Raw genomic sequence first — 17,118 nt, 5'->3', positions numbered from 1 at the left:
ATAAAAAGTTCTATGGCGAAATCCTCCGGGCCTCTATCACATTTACCGCTGCAGCGACTTTCCGGTTAACGGCTTTACGCCTGCCTTCCACGCCGCCTTGCCCAAAGCATGGCTGGATGTTGGGCCGGTAATCAGCAAAAACGCCAGTATCATCATCAATTTGAGAAGTACCAGGCTAAAGCCAGCGAGCAACATCAGCGCCAGCAGTATCAGGCATGCACCGAGGGTGTCAGTAATCCCGGCTGCATGCATACGGCTGTACACATCGGGAAAACGTAACACGCCAATACCGCCAGACAATAATAAGAAGCTGCCAGCGGCGAGCAGGACGGCGCTCAATAACTCATAGGTCTCCATCACGCGTCCTCCTCTTGGCTACTGCTATTTTCATCTTCCAGGTACTCAATAAGCCTGAGCATACCGATCACGCCAATAAAGTTAATCAGCGCGTATACCATCGCAATATCTAAAAATTCTGGCCGACCAAATAGAAAGCCAATCACCGCTATCAATAGGACGGTTTTGGTTCCGAACATATTCGCTGCAAGAATGCGATCAAATACGGTGGGGCCTACAAACGCTCGGGACAGCGCCAAGGCCATAACCAGTAGCAACGTCACTGTGGTAACTGTCAGCATCACTCTTCCAACCCGCAAACTCGTCGGCTCATCTCACCGCTTTTCAGCTCAGCCATGCCGTCACTACTGAGGGAGTGCACCAAAATATAATCGTCTTCAACCACCACAGAGAGCGTACCCGGCGTCAAATTAATGGAGTTCGCGTAAATCACCCGGCCGATATCCGTCTTCTGAGGGGCCGGTACTCGCTCGAATTGCGGGCTGATCGACGACGGTCCCCGCCAGGCACGTATCACCACGTCGATATTGCTGGCGACGATTTTTTTGAACAACCAGAAGTAGTAAGCAGGAAGTTTTGTGGTGAGATGCAGCGGCTGTGACTCGTGATCGACAACATCCATACGATGAGTGATCCACAGCACGAGGGCGATGGACACAACCCCAAAGCTCAGTAACAGCGCATCATAATGGCCGGAATTCCCCAGCCAAATAGCGGCCAACACCAGAGTTACACTGGCAGTATGTCGCATAAGTCTCCTAACAGCACAGCGAGTCGTTGCCTTGCGAAAACCTGAGGTGCATCGCCCCACGAACTCCGACAACGGATTGTTATTTTATTGACCTAGATCATACCAAAAGCGCGAAAAATCGTTGTTTTTGGTCGCCAGGGCCCTTGGATTGTAAAAAAGGTTCTCTCACAGAGTCCAGAAAAATCGGTTCTAATTGCCCACCGCCCACTCAAGCCTCGGTCGCCGTCAGGTTTTTCGACGCCGTTTTCACTTCCTCGCGCCGCTGCTGTGCCCTCACTGAAGGCTGCCCCTGCAGCGCATAGTGGTTTAATCCCGGCATATGAACCTGGCGAATGTAGTGCTGCCAATCAATCACTCCGGCATCCACGGGAAACAACTCCTGATCGACAGCGCCCATCGACTTCGATAAAGAGAGCAACTTGTCGCCGTGAAAGCAGTAATTGGGCTGAGCATAGAAAGAGAATATTTTGGAGAGCTCGACAGCGGTGTCGATATTTCGCCGCGCCCTGAGCTTGCCGCGCCGCCCGAGGCGACGCAGTATCGCGCCAACGATCGTCAGCGCCACCTGAACGCACATTGCGACGCTACTGAACACGCGCTTATCGACTGCCGTAAATCGCCGGCGGGGCGGCGCGTTAAACAGCTTGTCGTAGTCACCGTGATGACTGCTGGCCTCTGCCACCAAGTGGTCAATAAAGTCTCCCAGCATTAGTGGGTTACGGCCACCGCTACAACATTGATAGATGCGATGCTGGCCCGGCTCGAGCAGCTGCTCGGCTGTCGAGAGCAATACCGCATTGGCCACGAGATCGGCCGGAATAATATCGATCACCCCGGCCCGCTTACCGGGAAAGAACGCAACCTTGCCGCGCGCATATGCCATCAACACCGCGTCGGCGACCTTGACCCCCTCAATCCACCCGGGGTTTGGCTCGCGCAGTGTACTCTCGATGATCGACGGACGAACCACCGTCAGCGAATAGCCTCGCATCACCTTGTACAAATATTGCTCACCCAGCCACTTGGTGAAGGTATAGGTATCGTTCCAGCCCGCAGCTTGCGCTTCCTTCGCGCCATGCTCTATGAGCTTGGCCTTTAGCGCCCGCCCCTCGTATTGCCCGCGCAACGCCTCAACCAGGCGTTGCAGGCGCTCAATCAAGGCCGAGGTTTCGTAGAATCTACCCGGCCCCTCAGGTAACGCCAGCCCAACAGGCCCCTCGGACGTCTCGTGGATATCACCCGCTCGGTAGCCGTTTACATAGCAAGTGGACACGTGAACAAGAGGTATATTCCCCCCCAACTCACAGAGTTTGGCGACGTTTTCCAGGGAGAACGTATTAATTTCCAGCGCTCGATCCAACTCTTCACGAAAATTTACACTCGCTGCGGAATTGATCACCACATCGAGCTTGTCAGCCAGCGCCGTAAAGTCTGCACGCGTCAGACCAAACCGCGGTGCAGTAATTTCCCCCGTCACACAGTGAACGCGACTTGCAATCAGCGCCTCAAAGCCTTCTTGCCCCAGTTCATGTCGCAAGGTGTCAAAAATGGAGGAGCGGATCACTTCTTCCCGAAAGCGATCAGTGGCATCACGAAAATGTCGATTGCCCCGCATCAGCAAGTAAATACCGCCCACACCGGGCGTGGTGCGCAGAACCTTCTCCAACAACACCTTGCCCAGGAACCCCGTCGTACCGGTAATCAGCACCTGCTTACCCGTCAGGGCCGCTATCGTCGACGACTTATCTCGATTCAGATCCCGCATCCTCATTGCCCCCTATCGCGAATTTCATCGCCACATTGATCGGCCTCTAACGCTAGCAAGCGCAGTTGACGACCACATGACACCTCGCCGGCATCCCCTCTGCCGCTTTGTAGGCAATTCACTTGCAGGAAACACGCCAGTTATCGTGTCACTCAACGACCCCTGTAGAAGAGGCATCGGTTTTTTCGATCGGATTCAACAACAAACACGACCCATACTGAATCGCTCCGGCCATACACTATCCCTGAACACTGAGATACGGAGAGAACGATGGGTTTACTCATAGACGGAAAGTGGCACGACCGCTGGTACGATACAGAGAACAATCAAGGGGAATTCAAGCGCGAACAATCACAGTTTCGCGGCCAAATTGGTAGCGATGAATTTCCGGCAGAAGCCGACCGCTATCACCTGTATGTATCGCTAGCCTGCCCATGGGCACACCGAGCGCTGATTTTTCGCCGCTTAAAAAAGCTTGAATCGCTGATCTCTGTTTCCGTGGTAAGCCCAATCATGCTTGAACACGGCTGGACCTTTGATATTGACCAGGGCAGCAGCGGCGATCCGCTGCACAACGCAAAGTACTTGCACGAACTGTATACCCGAAACCAACACGACTACAGCGGGCGCGTTACCGTGCCGGTGTTATGGGATAAAAAACAACAGCGTATCGTGAATAACGAGTCCGCCGATATTATTCGGCAATTCAATGACGCCTTTGCAGACCTCGCTGAAAAAACCCAGGACTACTACCCCGAGTCGCTGCAAGCGGATATAGATGCCATCAACGACGAGGTCTACAACAAGGTAAATAATGGCGTGTATCGCTGCGGCTTTGCGACAACGCAACAGGCCTATGAAGACGCCTACGACGCGCTTTTTGCAGCCTTAGACACGATTGAAAATCAGCTCGGCACGCAGCGTTTTCTGTGCGGCGATACCATCAGCGAAGCAGACTGGCGGCTTTTCACCACCCTTATTCGCTTTGATGCCGTTTATCATGGGCATTTCAAGTGCAACCGTCAGCGCCTTGAGGACTACCCTCACCTGTCAAACTACCTTCGCCACCTATACCAATGGCCTGGCGTGGCCGATACGGTGGATTTTTCTCATATCAAACGGCACTATTACGTCAGCCACCCGATGATCAATCCCACGCAGGTCGTACCTGTCGGCCCAGACATCGACTACAGTCGCCCACACAATCGCAACGAATAGCGCTTTACCGAAAATGCTGGAAATTTCTAACGCCGTCCGCTTACCTGATAACGAAATTGAACTGAGTGCGATTCGCGCTCAGGGTGCGGGCGGCCAAAATGTCAACAAGGTGTCTTCGGCCATACACCTCCGCTTTGATATTCGCGCCTCGTCACTGCCTGAGTTTTATAAAACAGAACTTCTGGCCCTGAAAGATCAGCGCATCAGCAAAGACGGTATTGTGGTGATTAAAGCTCAGCAGTTTCGTACTCAGGAGCAAAATCGAGAAGATGCCCTGCAACGCCTTCAGGCACTGATCCGCAGCGTCGCCGTCACCCGCAAAACACGTCGCCCCACCAAGCCCAGCAAAAGCGCCAAAGCAAAAAGGATGGACAGCAAAACCAAACGGGGAAACATCAAAGCCCTTCGCAAGAAAGTGTTTGATTAGTCCCTCTCCCACGCGCCCCTCGGATATACCGTATACCGCCCTCGACCGAAGCACCTGACACTATCATTAATAGCGTCAGCACGGCCCAAGGCGATAGCGAAATCCAAGGAGAGCACGATGCGTTTGGCAGAAGATATTAAAAATTACATGGAAACGCTGGTGGAAGAAGAGATTGCCCTGCGTGGACTGGCCGAAAAACATGACAACGACTATCTGCAAGACCTTTTTTGTCTGACGCTAAACGCACTGCCGCCAAAGTATGTTCGCTATGCTATCGATATACTTATGTACATGAGCAACGAAGAGCGTGCAGCCCTGCAAAAACAGGTTACCCGAGCATTGAATGATGCAACGATTGTGATGGGAAGCAACCGTCGAAAAGAGTCCCGGTCGGAATAATATCAGGCAACACTAATGCCCCTTCACCACCGCCAGCTCCTTGCTGGCTTTAGAGGCGTGGTAAAGCTCAGAGAGCCTAGGCGCAATTTTCTTCAGCGGTAGCAATTCCTGTACAGCGCCCAATTGATATGCCGCGCCCGGCATCCCCCATACCACCGAACTGGCTTCGTCCTGAGCAAGCGTCAGGGCGCCCGCCTCACGCATCGCCAGCATGCCAGCGGCGCCATCTTTTCCCATGCCGGTGAGCAATACACACATTGCATTTTTGCCCATCTCACGGGCCACTGACTCAAACAACACATCGGCAGAGGGCCGATGACGATTGACCGGCTCAGTCTCATCAACCACGCAATAATAGCGCGCACCGTCGCGTCGCAACCTTAAGTGCTTGCCCCCTGGCGCAATATATACGTGACCATGCAGCACCCGCATACCGTCTTCCGCTTCACATACCGTCATCTCGCTGCAGCCATCCATACGTTTGGCGAAAGCCGAGCTAAACATACCGGGTATATGCTGAACGATGACCGTGCCAGGTGTGTCGGCAGGTAGCCCTTGTAGAACCTCGCGGATCGCCTCGGTTCCCCCCGTGGAAGCGCCAATCGCCAAAATCTTATCGGTAGTACCAAAGTTCAAGGCCGTTTTCTTCGCCTTTTTACTCGCTACCTTTTTGTGCTCCACCTCGTTCGCTAAGCGGCTTACATTGGCGACACTCGCCGCCTTAACCTTCTCAATTAAGTCGTCGGCATAGGCCTTGATACCCTCTGCAACATCGACCTCGGGCTTCGCGACAAAATCCACCGCGCCAAGCTCCAAGGCCTCAAGAGTAACTGCCGCACCTGCCTGAGTTAAGGATGACACCATCACCACAGGCATCGGCCGCAGGCGCATAATATTGCGCAAAAACTGTAAGCCATCCATGCGCGGCATTTCTACATCGAGGGTGATCACATCTGGGGATAGCCGCTTAATTTTTTCTCTGGCGATAAACGGGTCTGAAGCCACGCCGACCACCTCAATACCCGGGTCTGCAGACAGAATTTCCGTCAGTAAATGCCGAATCAACGCTGAATCATCAACCACCAATACCTTAATACGCTGCTCCGGCATAAACACCTCTAACCAATGAACGCCTTATCCCCTTCCCTGAGTGACTTTCAATGCACTCAGAATTCCTCCCACTCGTCGCCGCCGGATACGCGCTTACCACTTACGCCGTGATAGTTTGCATTGCTTCCCGCTGCTTCGGGCTTCGCTCTGGAGGGGCTACGCAGCGGTGCCACCGTCTTGCTTGCAGGCGCTACGCCATGGCCCATGGGCGCCTCGGCCTGGTCACCAATTTTGAAGTAGTTCATCCGATCACTGAGGCCAGAAGAGAGGGTATCCATTGACTGACTCGCCGCCGCAGCCTGCTCTACCAGTGCCGCATTCTCCTGGGTCACTTTATCCATCTCTGATACCGCTTTATTCACTTGCTCAATGCCAGCTGCCTGCTCCTGACTGGCCAGCGCGATTTCAGAAATAATGTCCGATACTTTTTTCACGCTTTGAACAATTTCTTCAAGCGTTGAGCCAGACTCGTCGATCAATCTTGAGCCTTCCTCGACCTTCTCGACGCTGTCTTTAATCAGGGTTTTAATCTCTTTGGCGGCCTCCGCACTGCGTTGCGCCAAATTACGTACCTCTGATGCCACCACAGCGAAACCACGCCCCTGCTCTCCGGCACGTGCGGCCTCAACGGCGGCATTAAGCGCAAGCAAGTTAGTCTGAAAGGCTATCTCATCGATCACCCCGATAATGTCGGAAATACGTTTCGAAGAAGAATTAATCTCGCGCATTGCATCGACCGCGCGGCCAACCACATCGCCGCCTTTCTCGGCTTGGCCCCGTGCGCCGGAAGCCAGGTTATTTGCCTGTGAGGCATTCTCAGCGTTCTGCTTAACCGTCGCAGTAAATTGCTCAACGCTGGATGCCGTTTCTTCCAGCGACGCGGCCTGAGCCTCCGTGCGGTTCGATAAGTCGAGGTTCCCTTGCGCGATCTCAGACGCGGAGCTGCGAATACCCATCGCGGCCTCTCGAATCTGCACCACCATGTCCTTCAGGTTACCCACAGAGGTGTTGACCGCATCCTGCATCGACGCGAACTGGCCTTGATACTGGCCGGCCATCACTTCCATCAAATCACCTTCGGCAAGCGCCTCCATAACCCGAGAGCTTTCTCTAAGCGGCTCAGCAATGGTGTCCATAAGGCTGTTCAAACCCGCACCGAGACGCTGCAGGAATCCGGTCGTCCCCTCCAGATCGATCCGTGCTTCAAGCTGGCCAGCAATGGCGCTATCTACCAGCTCTTTAATTTGCTGTTCGGCATTATTCTGATCATCGACAATGGCATCCATTAGCCCGTTAACAGACTTCCCGAGCCGCTGCATAAAGCCAGAATAATTCTCCGCGTCCAAGCGTTGATCAAGTTGCCCCTCCGCCGCCGCGGAAATCAGGCTGGCAATCTGCCGCTCGGCGTCCTTCTGCTCCGTAATATCCTTCCACTCGACCATATTCCCCATATAGTCGCCGTTTGCATCCAAAATTGCCGTGGCGTTCACTTCAAACTCCAGGTCAGCAATTTTAATTTCTGCCTTCGCCGGCAGCGCGGCCACATTGGCAAGCAAGCCGCGCTGATGCGCGGGGTTTTTGTGAAATTGGTCAATGGACTGGCCGACAAGATTATCTGCAGAGAAGCCCGGGAAATGCTCGCGCAATATTGCTTCGCGGTTTTTCAGCATTTCAACAACCGCCGGATTCGCATAGGTAATATTCAGATCAGCGTCGCACATCATAAAGTTAGCATCAGCGCCGTTCACCGCAGACTGTAACGCCGCCACCTGCGTTTCGCGTGCGCGCTGCTCGGTAACATCGAGCCACTCCAAGGTGTTGCCAATGTAGTTACCCTTGGCGTCAATTTGGGCCGTCACATTAATATTGAAAGTCAGGTGCCCTACGTGAATATCGGCCGAATGCGGCAGGTTGGCTGGGTCGGCGAGCATTTTACGCTGATGAGCGGGATTCTTGTGGAAGATATCAATGCAAGTGCCAACGATATTGTCGACATCAAAGCCTGGGTATATCGCCGCCAAAGCCTCTCGGTGACTACCCAATAGGGTCTGCGTAGATTCGTTGACATAGGTGACGTTAAAATCACGGTCAATCATCATAATCGCTGTCATCGCCGAGCCAACAGCTGTCTGCAGACGTGCAACCTCCGTCTCCTTAGCTCGAACGTCTGTCACGTCGAGCCACTCTAAGGTATTACCAATGTAATTACCTTTGCCATCTATCTGCGCCGTTACGTTGATATTGAAGGTGAGGTCGCCCACATGGATATCGGCCGAGTGCGGCAGGTTGGCGGGGTCTGCCAATAAGCGCCGCTGGTGTTGAGGGTCCTTGTGAAAAATATCGATGCAAGTGCCGACGATATTTTGCACGTCAAAGCCCGGATATACCGATGCCAACGCAGCGCCGTGCTTCTGCAGTAATGCTTCAGTTGCCGTATTCACATAGGTTACCGTCAAATCACGATCGACCATCATGATAGCGGTCATGGCACTATCTACCGCTGTTTGTAGCCGCGCAACCTTATCCTCATGAGCGCGTTGAGCAGTGACATCTAACCACTCAAGCGTATTACCAATATAATTACCGCTATCGTCAATTTGAGCAGTCACGTTGATATTGAAAATAAGTTCGCTAACATGAATATCGGCCGAATGTGGCAGGTTGGCTGGGTTAGCGAGCAAGGTGCGCTGATGGGCGGGATCCTTGTGGAAAATATCGATGCAGGTACCCACAATGTTATTGGCATCAAAGCCTGGGTAGGTGGCCGCCAACGCATCTGCGTGCTTAGCAAGTAACTTTTGTGTGGATTCATTCACATAGGTGACCACGAGGTCGCGGTCGACCATCATGATGGCGGTCATGGCCCCACCGACGGCCGTTCGCCAACGCGCCAGCTCTTGAACTTGTTGTTGGTCGGCTTTGCTGCGACGGGGGGTTTTCGCAGTGCCGGTAGTACGGCGGGCTGTTGCGGATTTTGTATTCTGCGCTGCCATGTGACTTCTCCTGAACCTATCTATGCTGCCCTATCTCAACCCTTTGGTCATGAGAGACGGCTAATTATCTAGTCGTTGGTATATTGTTCTTCCGATCAGTGCGTACTTGTCGGTCACTGCCGCAAGATTTTCAGAGTGGCCAATGATCAACACGTCACCAGGTTGTTGTAGTTTTGCAATTTTGCTGAATATTTTTCTTTGCGTGTCTTTATCAAAATAGATAATGACATTACGAAAAAAAATCAGATCGAAACCCTTCTTAAACGGGAACTCATCTAAAAGATTCAGTTGGCGAAACACCATATTGGTGCGCACCTCATCGCGAATCTTCACTAATCCGTTACGCGCGCCTTTCCCGCGTAGAAAAAAACGTGACCGCAGACGCTCATCAACACCTTCTACGCGCGCTGCGTCATAGACGCCCTGTTCTGCTTTGCGCAATACCGACGTATCGATATCGGTGCACAGAATCTTTATATCCCAGGCATCCGGGTTAGCAATGCTGTCCAACACCGTCATCGCGATACTGTATGGCTCTTCACCGCTACTGCATCCCGCGGACCAAATACGACAATACCTCGACGCCATCTCGCGTTCGGCAATAAAGTTTTTAAGAAACTCGAAATGATGTGGCTCTCGGAAAAAGCTGGTGAAGTTCGTCGTGATGGCGTTAATAAAATCGGTGACTTCCGATTCCTCATTTTTCTCAAAGTACTCGATGTATTCCGAAAAATTTTGAAGATTCAATTTGCGGATACGCTTGGCAAAGCGACTGTATACGAGCTGGCGCTTTTCTTCCCCTAAAGTAATCCCTGTACGCGCGTACACGATCTCTTTCAGCTTATTGAAGTCGCGATCTTTGAATTGATATTCAAATTTCACGTCAGACAGATCTTCCGCAGCACTCACAGCAACGCCCCTTGATTAGGCACTGAAACTTCAATTTGAGTACATCACAGCGATTGCCTCACAGACCATAAGTAATGGCACCTACCGCGATTACGATAAACGTCAGTGGGGAATACAAGTCTTCAGAGAAATCACCACCGCGCCACCAACAGCCATTAAGGCAGCACAGGCGATTTGTCCGGCGAGTGTTGGCACCGCAAAGACAACCGAGCATCCCCCAACCGCAAGCATTGACAAAACGGCGATCCATTTTGTTCGACAGTTTACGCAGCGCTGACGCTCCCAGCGTTTTATCGTCGGACCGAAAAGACGGCTTGCCAACAAGCGCTGATGACAGCGCTCAGAACTCTTTGAAAAACATGCTGCGGTAAGCAACAAGAAGGGAGTGGTCGGGAGCAGTGGCAAAAACACGCCAGCCAATGCCAGCAACAGGAATAATAGTCCCGCAGACAAATAGAACATCCGTGCGACGCCAGTCGCTTCTACCGCTCTCATCGCTACGAGACGACGAAATACAACTTGCCATTACCATAGCGTGGAATCGGCACAGTAAAACCGATCACCGCTGAGCCCTCTAGGGTGCCAACGGCATCTGCCAATGCAGCGCCTTCGACTAGCTCTGCCAGCTTTATATGGGTGGATTGATCATTCATCAGCAATCGCGAACAAATGTTTGCCACTTCGTAGAAGTTAGCCCGTACACCTTCGGAGAGATCCTCGTCCTTAGCCATGTCCTCAGCGCCACCTTTGGGAATCATAGAAAGTGCGGCCCCCGAAAATGCGGCGAATGAATAATCGGCAACGAGCATAGCAACCAGTGCACCCTCATCATCGACATAGCTCGCGCCTATCGCAGATGATGGCAAAGACGCATCACCGTCGCCGACCTCTAAGTCATCGACGCCGAAAAGCATGGCGAGCATACTCGCTACCGAACCGGCTTTGGGTTTTAACAGTGATGCCATGGGATTTACCTTCTACATGATTGCACTTAGTACTTTTTGAAAGGAGTCCACAGAGAACGGTTTTGAAATCAAAAACTTCGCGCCACCGGCTGTGGCCTTGGCACGCATTTCCGATGTGGCTTCGGTTGTTATAAACCCAAATTTGGTTTTCAGCCCTTCCTCGTTCATGGCTTCTAAAAGCTCTATGCCGGTCATATTTGGCATGTTCCAATCTGCGAGGACTAAATCAGGCAACTGGCCTTTCACCATTTCCAAGGCGATGGCGCCATCTTCAGCCTGAGAAACGTCATTGCCGTCGAAGCCTGCTTGACGCAATGTTCTGATAATCATATTTCTCATCGCCGCACTGTCGTCGACCACAAGTATGTTCATGCTTAGCCACCTTTTTTCATCGAAATTGCGCAATACTTCTATGCTGATAATTTGAGCACACACATTGCGAAACTCCCAATTAGTGAACATACCTATTGTTGAAAAGGCGCTGCGAATGAGACTGTTTGTAAAATAACTTGTCCGGGATTACGCCAATGGAAAGTGCAAAATCACTGGTAACAAATGCGAGCTCTCTGGTGTCTTTTCCCAGCATCGCCATTGAAGTTGGAAAAGTGATTAATAGCGAAGATGGATCCGTTCGAGACGTCGCAAAACTCATTGAATCAGACCCTGCTTTAACCGCGAAGTTACTTCGAGTGGCAAACAGTGCTGCCTTCCCCAGTGTCTCAGAGGTCGACACCGTCCCTAAAGCCATTACCCGCATTGGTTCGCGCACGATCAATCAAGTACTCACAGGAATCGAGGTGGCACGCTGCTTCGAAGGCGTCGAAAACGCCGCCTTTTCGATTGACGAATTTTGGCGCCACAGTATTTATACCGCGCTTATCGCCCAGAATATTGCCAACATCTGCCGGAAGGTTGAGCCCGGCGTGGCGTTTACCGCAGGCCTGCTACACGATATTGGCGATCTTATTTTATATAACGCGACAAAAGAGCGTGGCGAACAATGTTTCTCACAGTCGCTGCTCGACAACGACGGTCTGGAAACTTATAAAACTGAGCAAGATTTTTTTGGCTTTGACCACAGCGACGTCGGCTACGAATTAGCCAGTCAGTGGTCACTGCCGACGTCGATCCAAGAGAGTATTCTTGCTCACCACACACCGAATAAACTGGAGGATATTCCAGACCTGGTATATGTGGTGCATATCGCAAATAGCCTCGCTGTATTATGTGAGCTAGACAGCGACGATTTTTCTGAGGCGGCGCCGATTCTGGACACGGCGTGGCAGACTTTAGGTCTGGACCCAAGTCAGGCGACAGAGATTATCGGCGACATCAAAGCCAGCGCTGAAGACATTCTCCAGGCATTTTCCGCTTAAATATTCAGGTCCACCAAACGTCGCTTCTCCGCCCAGCGATAGGCGAAACATCCTTCAGCAGGTGAAATTCAAACGGTATTAACCGGCCCTAGTCAAAGAGTTCAATATCACCGTACTCCGGCTGCTCAACCAATGTTTTACCGTAATCGGTTTCTTCTCTGGCAATTTGCTGTGCATGTAGAGAGCGCAATCTCTTCACTAGCACCTGACCCGTAGTGGGGAAATAATTCACCTTCCTGGAAAAGCTCTCACCCAAGTCAGCGGCAGCTATCGGATAGCCTTCCACACTGAGGAACTCTCGAACAAATTTGATATTTTTTGCACCAATATCAGTGAGTCCTCGCATTATTTTGCCGCCGCCGAACAGCTTGATCTCCAAGCGCCTTTTATCGCCGCCACGACGGATAATGTCGTTGATTAAATGCTCCATTGCGTAAATACCGTAGCGCGCCGCCACGCCATCTGCAGCGACGTCACCACCAGGCAGCATAAAGTGATTTAAACCACCCACCCCAATCTCCGGATCGCGAATGCACGCTGCGATACACGACCCCAGCACGGTTGAAATCATTTGATCACTGCGGTCTGTCACGTAGTATTGGCCAGGCAGAACGCGAACCGCATACACGTTGTGTACGCTGTCCCAGTGACAGGATACGCCTGGATAGTGTTCGGAGATTTCACTTCGATTGCGATTTGGCATATTCAAGCAAACGCGCTCCGCCCGTTGTCATGGCTCTACTATTTGTCTGGTGCGCCGCCAGCCTCATTACATACCTGGCCATGCACCTCATGTTCTACCGGACAGCTGTAGCTGCTGGCTAATGTTGCAAGCTCAGAATGGTCGCTATCCAATGTCTTCATTCGCTCAGCGCTGTCTGCAATATGCCCAAGACGCTGAGCACTGCCATCAAACATCTGTAAGCGCTCTGTAATGGTATTTAATGCGCTGCGAACCGCCTCAACGGCCTCGGGCTCACTACCGCCATCGCGCTCCATCCGATCCAATGCTGAAGTAATCTCCATGAACAGAAGAATAATGTCACAGGCTTCCTCTTCCAGCTCCGATGCGACCGCGCGTAATTGAGCAGCATATACAGACAGTACTCGCCGGTCCTCTTCCGACCTCGGTAACATACCGTGATTTACCTCTCGACTGAGTACCACCATTAAAGCCTCTTTCGCGGGTTCCCACTTGCGGTGTCATGCGGCCAACAACGAGGCGAACCCTGCACGACGTATCACGGTATCGATGTCGTCAGGAAAGCCTTGATAGCTAACCTCCCGACCGGTTTTCTGTTGACTCTGGCGAAACAGCGCCAATAACTGCAGACCGGCACTATCGACCTGCTCAACGGCCGACGCATCAATGCTGATATCGCCGTCTGCCGCGGCAGCAAATTCTGCCAAAACCTGATAGAGAGAACCGGCACTGGCAATAACAAGTTCACTGGGAAGTGACTTACCACCGGGCTCACCGTCTTCGCTGCCAAGCAGGACAACAAAACCGTCGTCTTCGGTGTTCGGAGTGGCCGCTCCTTGTTCTGGTTCTGGGCTGTTTATATCGCTGCCCGAGCCCTGTTCAGGCTCATCACCCAATAGAATAATAAATTCTTCATCTGCCATCGCGTTTTCTCACGCTGTTTTCGCCATAGGCGTCGGCGCGTCGTGGTTGAGTTCATTGCCGGAGAAAAGCTTGTCGATATTTAGAAGAATGAGCATCTTTTCATCGACGGTAGACAAGCCTTTTACATAGTCACTACTCACGCCGCTCGCCCCGACTTCAGGCAAGGCCTGTATATTGGCATCATCCAAGCGATACACTTCCGATACCCCGTCCACCACCATGCCAATGGTTCTCGGCTTGTCAGCGCTCTCGACTTTGACAACAATAATCACCGTAGTCGGACCGTGGGGTATGGTCTCCATATTAAAACGCTTTCGCAGGTCGATAATTGGAACGATAGCGCCCCGCAAATTCATGACACCAAGCACAAAGTCAGGCGAATTCGGAATTGGCGTCACGGTGTCCCAGCCCTGAATACCTTGCACACGCAATATTTCGACGCCGTATTCTTCACCATTCAGAACAAAGGTCAGATACTGATTGGCATCGCCGGCGCTCAACTGATCGTCAGGGCTGTTGCTATATTCACTTGTCATTCGATTTCCCCTACTTTTTAAGCGGCGTTAGAGTCATTGGCTTTGGCATCGCCTGCGTCGCGTACCAGGCCCGGTACGTCGATAATCATGGCAACGTTGCCGTCCCCCAAAATTGTTGCGCCCGCTAGGCCGGTGACCGGCATGTAGTTTTCCTCAAGACTTTTAATGACGACCTGCTGCTGATCTAACAGCTCGTCGACAAATAGCCCCAAGCGCTTTCCATCACTTTCCACGACGACCATCAACTCGCCATCGCTCTCGAGGTACGTTTTTCTTGGTGCAGAGCAATTTAAATTAAAGCGCTCACGCAATCTCACCACGGGGATGTAATCCTCCCGCAGCCGATAGACAACAGAGCCCCCAGCCAAACGCTTTATCTGGTTTGGCGGCACAAGCACCGTTTCGACAATGGACCTTAGTGAGAAGATGTAGACATCATCGCCCACACGCACGAGCTGACCATCGAGAATAGCCAGTGTGAGGGGCAGGCGAATTTTCAGACAGGAGCCTTTTCCTTGCTCGGAGTGAATATCAATCCGGCCACCCAGGTCGGCGATGTTTCTTCGCACGACATCCATACCCACACCGCGGCCAGATAAATCGCTCACGGCCTCGGCTGTCGAAAAGCCTGGCTGGAAGATTAGGTGATGAATTTGCTCTTCACTGAGTTGCTCGGTTTCGCTCACCACACCACGCTCTATGGCGATTTGGTGAATTCTTTTGGCATTCAGGCCCGCGCCGTCATCTTCAACTTCAATAACGATACTGCCGCCTTCGTGGTACGCGCTCAGTTTAAGCGTGCCCACTTCCGGCTTACCGGCCGCGAGGCGCTGCTCGGGCATCTCTATGCCGTGATCTAAGGAATTTCGCACCAGGTGTACTAACGGGTCGCTCATCTTTTCGAGAACGGTTTTATCCAGCTCAGTGTCTTCTCCGGATAATACGAGCTCTACTTTCTTGCCCAGCTTACTACTGATATCCCGAACCAAGCGCTTAAAGCGACTAAAGCTGCTGCTAATCGGCAGCATGCGTATTTGCATCGCACTCTCTTGCAGCTCCCGAGTGTGACGTTCCAACACCATAAGCCCATCGCGCAGACCGGAGTTCGCACCTCTCTCACCACCATTCTCGCCAAACCGCGCCAGCATGGATTGGGTGATAACCAGCTCACCAACGAGATTCAACAGAGCATCAATTTTATCGATATTAACGCGAATCGACCCCGAGTCCCGGCTAGCGGCGGCGGGCGCGGCTGCCGGCTTCGCGGCGTTAGATTCACTTTTCGGCGGCTCAAGTTGGGCAACGGTATTGGCGCTTTCAACAGCGCCCGTATCGGCTGCTGCAGCAGCTTGCGGGTTCCGGCAGTGTATTTTTAAATCACACTGCTCTTTCACCCATTCAAACGCTGCCTCAATCGCCTCTGCGTCTACGTCGGCTTCCAATTCCAGAACCCAGCCGCAGTAACAATTTTCCGGGTCGACGGAATCAAACTCGACATCCTCAGCCAATTCAGCGAAGACATTTAGCTTCCCCAGTGACTCCAGCTCTCTAAAAATGCGAATAGGCTCATTGCCGGTTTTGAATATATTCGCATCCGGTCTGAACTCGATGTCCCAGGTTTTCACGCCCGGCCTTTGCGCCATTACCTCATCGGTGTCAGCAACAGAGTCCGCCGCTGAAGTGACCGGCGCACTGCCCAACAGGGCATTTATTTTCTCCTGGCACTCCGTCACGGAATTCAGATCGAGCTCAGCGTCGTCCTTAAGCGCAGCGAGCATACCGCGCACGCAATCAACGGCGCCGAGTAACACTTCGATAAGGTCTTCACTCACCGCCCGCTGATTACTGCGCAGCTGGTCTAAAAGTGTTTCAACACCGTGAGTGAATTCTGAAATTGCTGTGAAGCCAAACGTTGCGGCACCACCTTTTATCGAATGTGCCACTCGGAAAATCGTATTGATAAGCTCTGGGTCAGCATTCCCAGGCTCCAGCCCCAGAAGCCCGGACTCCATTACATCGATACCTTCCTCGCTTTCTTCGAAGAAGATATCGTGGATTTCCTTCATATCCATATCAATGGACATATCTCAACTCCTAGCCGAGCACGCGATCAATAACCTTTATCAGCGACTCAGGGTTAAACGGCTTCACTATCCAGCCTGTTGCACCGGCCTGTTTGCCACGCAGCTTCATATCAGACGCCGACTCGGTCGTCAGGATTAAAATGGGGGTAAACCGACAGGTATCCAACTTGCGAAGATTTTCGGTAAGCGTAATACCATCCATTATCGGCATGTGGACGTCGGTAATGACCACGTCGTAGGCATTGGCTTCCGCCAGCTCCAATCCTTCTTGACCATCGCTTGCCGATTCCACACTATGGCCGGCCTTACTCAGCGTGGCAGACACCAGCTTCCGAATAGATGGTGAATCGTCTACCGCTAAAATGTTCGCCATAGCCCCGCTCCGACTTTCTCGCTGCACTGCTGATTTTTAGAGTCCCCAACGCTATTCAGTACATAGACTTCACGAAAGCCTAAGTATTCGTAATTGTACTAATCTGAGCGGGAACTCACGCAGGCAGAGCGCGGACACACGCTATGATTTGCCGGCATCACGACTCGGCGAAGCCCCAACTTCGTTATGCGAATATCAGCTAGGTACAAACTCGAATCCCCTCTCTGA

20 protein-coding genes are annotated in these 17,118 nt (G+C 52.2%); 4 read left to right on the top strand and 16 right to left on the bottom strand.

Annotated features, from left to right (window positions below; all coding sequences use genetic code 11):
• Positions 1 to 42: 42 nt before the first annotated feature.
• From mnhG to HNR64_RS04385, 4 genes are all read right to left on the bottom strand, one after another.
• Positions 43 to 357 carry a monovalent cation/H(+) antiporter subunit G gene (mnhG, locus tag HNR64_RS04400; protein ID WP_204995365.1) on the bottom strand — a complete coding sequence of 105 codons (315 nt, stop codon included), beginning with the start codon at positions 355 to 357 and terminating at the stop codon, positions 43 to 45.
• Positions 357 to 638: an MrpF/PhaF family protein gene (locus tag HNR64_RS04395; RefSeq protein ID WP_204995329.1), complete on the bottom strand. Its 282-nt coding sequence runs from the start codon at positions 636 to 638 to the stop codon at positions 357 to 359. Before HNR64_RS04395 ends, mnhG begins: the two co-directional genes overlap by 1 nt.
• Positions 638 to 1,108 carry a Na+/H+ antiporter subunit E gene (locus tag HNR64_RS04390; protein WP_204995328.1) on the bottom strand — a complete coding sequence of 157 codons (471 nt, stop codon included), beginning with the start codon at positions 1,106 to 1,108 and terminating at the stop codon, positions 638 to 640. Before HNR64_RS04390 ends, HNR64_RS04395 begins: the two co-directional genes overlap by 1 nt.
• 208 nt (positions 1,109 to 1,316) lie before the next feature.
• On the bottom strand, positions 1,317 to 2,873 hold the full coding sequence (locus tag HNR64_RS04385; protein ID WP_204995327.1) for a fatty acyl-CoA reductase: 1,557 nt from the start codon (positions 2,871 to 2,873) through the stop codon (positions 1,317 to 1,319).
• A 270-nt stretch (positions 2,874 to 3,143) separates the two neighbouring features.
• On the opposite strand from HNR64_RS04385, the gene HNR64_RS04380 reads away from it, so the two are divergent.
• From HNR64_RS04380 to HNR64_RS04370, 3 genes are all read left to right on the top strand, one after another.
• Positions 3,144 to 4,091 (top strand): glutathione S-transferase family protein, encoded by a 948-nt coding sequence (locus tag HNR64_RS04380; RefSeq protein WP_204995326.1) that lies wholly within the window; start codon positions 3,144 to 3,146, stop codon positions 4,089 to 4,091.
• Positions 4,092 to 4,104: 13 nt separating this feature from the next.
• The gene (arfB, locus tag HNR64_RS04375; protein WP_204995325.1) at positions 4,105 to 4,518 is read left to right on the top strand and encodes an alternative ribosome rescue aminoacyl-tRNA hydrolase ArfB; all 414 of its coding nucleotides are present in this window, start codon (positions 4,105 to 4,107) and stop codon (positions 4,516 to 4,518) included.
• 117 nt (positions 4,519 to 4,635) lie between these two features.
• Complete coding sequence (locus HNR64_RS04370) at positions 4,636 to 4,917, top strand: late competence development ComFB family protein (protein WP_204995324.1); 282 nt, start codon at positions 4,636 to 4,638, stop codon at positions 4,915 to 4,917.
• Between the two features lie 12 nt (positions 4,918 to 4,929).
• On the opposite strand, the gene HNR64_RS04365 is transcribed toward HNR64_RS04370, so the two are convergent.
• The 6 genes from HNR64_RS04365 to HNR64_RS04340 form a co-directional block, all read right to left on the bottom strand.
• A complete protein-coding gene (locus tag HNR64_RS04365) occupies positions 4,930 to 6,027 on the bottom strand; it encodes a protein-glutamate methylesterase/protein-glutamine glutaminase (protein ID WP_204995323.1) in 1,098 nt (365 codons plus the stop codon).
• A 56-nt stretch (positions 6,028 to 6,083) separates the two neighbouring features.
• A complete protein-coding gene (locus tag HNR64_RS17325) occupies positions 6,084 to 9,020 on the bottom strand; it encodes a methyl-accepting chemotaxis protein (RefSeq protein WP_204995322.1) in 2,937 nt (978 codons plus the stop codon).
• Between the two features lie 60 nt (positions 9,021 to 9,080).
• A complete protein-coding gene (locus HNR64_RS04355) occupies positions 9,081 to 9,929 on the bottom strand; it encodes a CheR family methyltransferase (RefSeq protein WP_204995321.1) in 849 nt (282 codons plus the stop codon).
• A gap of 102 nt (positions 9,930 to 10,031) precedes the next feature.
• The gene (locus HNR64_RS17525; RefSeq protein WP_353743900.1) at positions 10,032 to 10,391 is read right to left on the bottom strand and encodes a DUF454 family protein; all 360 of its coding nucleotides are present in this window, start codon (positions 10,389 to 10,391) and stop codon (positions 10,032 to 10,034) included.
• 35 nt (positions 10,392 to 10,426) lie between these two features.
• A complete protein-coding gene (locus tag HNR64_RS04345; RefSeq protein WP_204995319.1) occupies positions 10,427 to 10,894 on the bottom strand; it encodes a hypothetical protein in 468 nt (155 codons plus the stop codon).
• 12 nt (positions 10,895 to 10,906) lie between these two features.
• Positions 10,907 to 11,266: a response regulator gene (locus HNR64_RS04340; protein ID WP_204995318.1), complete on the bottom strand. Its 360-nt coding sequence runs from the start codon at positions 11,264 to 11,266 to the stop codon at positions 10,907 to 10,909.
• Between the two features lie 155 nt (positions 11,267 to 11,421).
• On the opposite strand from HNR64_RS04340, the gene HNR64_RS04335 reads away from it, so the two are divergent.
• Positions 11,422 to 12,270 (top strand): HDOD domain-containing protein, encoded by an 849-nt coding sequence (locus tag HNR64_RS04335; protein WP_204995317.1) that lies wholly within the window; start codon positions 11,422 to 11,424, stop codon positions 12,268 to 12,270.
• 88 nt (positions 12,271 to 12,358) lie between these two features.
• Here the strand turns inward: HNR64_RS04335 and cheD are convergent, their stop codons facing one another.
• Genes cheD through HNR64_RS04305 form a run of 6 tightly spaced genes read right to left on the bottom strand, consistent with a single transcriptional unit; the run spans position 12,359 to position 16,890 of the window.
• Positions 12,359 to 12,973: a chemoreceptor glutamine deamidase CheD gene (gene cheD, locus HNR64_RS04330; RefSeq protein WP_239547620.1), complete on the bottom strand. Its 615-nt coding sequence runs from the start codon at positions 12,971 to 12,973 to the stop codon at positions 12,359 to 12,361.
• A gap of 38 nt (positions 12,974 to 13,011) precedes the next feature.
• Positions 13,012 to 13,440, bottom strand: a complete 429-nt coding sequence (locus HNR64_RS04325; protein WP_204995315.1) for a hypothetical protein — start codon at positions 13,438 to 13,440, stop codon at positions 13,012 to 13,014.
• 33 nt (positions 13,441 to 13,473) lie between these two features.
• Positions 13,474 to 13,896: an STAS domain-containing protein gene (locus HNR64_RS04320; protein ID WP_204995314.1), complete on the bottom strand. Its 423-nt coding sequence runs from the start codon at positions 13,894 to 13,896 to the stop codon at positions 13,474 to 13,476.
• 9 nt (positions 13,897 to 13,905) lie between these two features.
• Positions 13,906 to 14,433 (bottom strand): chemotaxis protein CheW, encoded by a 528-nt coding sequence (locus HNR64_RS04315; RefSeq protein WP_204995313.1) that lies wholly within the window; start codon positions 14,431 to 14,433, stop codon positions 13,906 to 13,908.
• 17 nt (positions 14,434 to 14,450) lie between these two features.
• Positions 14,451 to 16,517: a chemotaxis protein CheA gene (locus tag HNR64_RS04310; RefSeq protein ID WP_204995312.1), complete on the bottom strand. Its 2,067-nt coding sequence runs from the start codon at positions 16,515 to 16,517 to the stop codon at positions 14,451 to 14,453.
• A 10-nt stretch (positions 16,518 to 16,527) separates the two neighbouring features.
• Positions 16,528 to 16,890: a response regulator gene (locus HNR64_RS04305; RefSeq protein WP_204995311.1), complete on the bottom strand. Its 363-nt coding sequence runs from the start codon at positions 16,888 to 16,890 to the stop codon at positions 16,528 to 16,530.
• Between the last annotated feature and the right edge of the window lie 228 nt (positions 16,891 to 17,118).

It is taken from the genome of Spongiibacter marinus (assembly GCF_016906995.1).
Lineage (GTDB): Bacteria > Pseudomonadota > Gammaproteobacteria > Pseudomonadales > Spongiibacteraceae > Spongiibacter > Spongiibacter marinus.
The sequence above is the reverse complement of the archived record's forward strand: the minus strand, read 5'-3'. Positions and strand labels throughout refer to the sequence as shown.